The following is a 1,306-nucleotide window of genomic DNA, read 5'->3' as shown; positions in this document are numbered from 1 at the left end:
CGTCATGTATGGACGGCCCCCTCTCGGCAAGGGCTTTTTGGTGCTTCGGCAACGGATCGGGGAGCGGTCATGTATACGGCCTCGAGAAGCGGCCATTGACCGCGGGCCCTGATGGAGATCGCGGATCGAATTCCAATCATTGCGGCGCGCTGTGACGCGCGATGACGTGTCGGAGTGTTTCGATCCTGGTTTCCTGACCATTTGCCATCACACCTTAATTGCCCTTCCGATAGGGATGAGCGCGAGCGCGGCGGCTGTCGCCCTTCAACTAGGCAGCAGCCGGCGCGCTCGCGCGGTCTCGGTAAACTTCTCCTTTGCTCAGCATGGCCCAGAGGATGCGCGCGGCTTTAGCGGCGAACGCCACCATGGCGACCTTGTAAGGCCGCCGCGCCAAAAGATCGCGCAGCCACGGGTCGCTGACGCCGCGCCTCTTTTGCTGCCGCAGATGGGCGCTGGCTCCGCTGATCAGCAGCGCGCGCAACATACGATCTCCCTGTTTGGAGATACGCCCTGGGCGATGCTTGCCGCCAGTACCGTGGTCCTTGCCGGTGAGCCCGATCCAGGCGGCGAAGTCCCGACCGGAGCGAAACACCTTCGCATCGGGCACTTTGGCCAACACCGTACTGGCGATGATCGGGCCGACGCCTGGGACTTCCATCAGCCGGCGCGCGTCCCGATCGCATCTGGCAGCCTTCGCGATCTGCCGTTCAAGCACGCGTTCATCGGCATTGAGCGCCTGCCAGTGCTGCGCCAGCATCAACAGAGCACATCGCATCATCTCCGGAATCTCTTCGCTCGGCTCCTCAAGCTTGGCCATCAGCTCACACAGCCCCTGATGTCCTTGCGCGGCCACGATCCCGAGCTCGCTCAGCGCTGCCCGCAAGGCGTTTGCCACCATCGTCCGCTGGCGAACCAGCAAGGCACGTGTGCCATGAACCGCCAGCGTGGCCTGTTGCTCGACGCTCTTCACCGGAACAAAGCGCATCGTCGGCCGGCCCACTGCCTCGCAGACACCTTCCGCATCCCGGCCGTCGTTCTTGTTGCGCTTGACGTAGGGCTTCACATAGGCCGGCGGCATCAGTCGCACCTCATGGCCATAGCGCCTGATCACCCGGGCCCAATGATGTGCGCTCCCGCAAGCCTCCATGCCAACCAGGCACGGCGGCAACCCCGCAAAGAACTTCTCTACGGCAGCCCGCCTGAGCTGCCGCCTCAGCACAACCCTTCCCGATGCATCAATCCCGTGAACCTGAAACACGTTCTTAGCCAGATCCAACCCAATCGTGCTAATCTTCGTCATGGACGG

Annotated in this window: 1 protein-coding gene; it reads right to left on the bottom strand. The window is 63.1% G+C overall.

Features of this window, described 5'->3' with window-relative positions; all coding sequences use genetic code 11:
- Positions 1–268: 268 nt before the first annotated feature.
- Entirely contained in the window at positions 269–1,300 is a 1,032-nt protein-coding gene (locus IVA95_RS11680) for an IS110 family transposase (RefSeq protein ID WP_247510610.1), read from the bottom strand.
- Positions 1,301–1,306 lie beyond the last annotated feature (6 nt).

The sequence above is a fragment of the Bradyrhizobium sp. 157 genome (assembly GCF_023073815.1).
Classification (GTDB): domain Bacteria; phylum Pseudomonadota; class Alphaproteobacteria; order Rhizobiales; family Xanthobacteraceae; genus Bradyrhizobium.
This window is presented reverse-complemented; position numbering and strand designations above follow the sequence as displayed.

What these genes read in the sequence shown, in the direction of transcription:
- IVA95_RS11680 (WP_247510610.1), bottom strand. Translation starts at nt 1,300, where the DNA reads ATGACGAAGATTAGCACGATTGGGTTGGATCTGGCTAAGAACGTGTTT.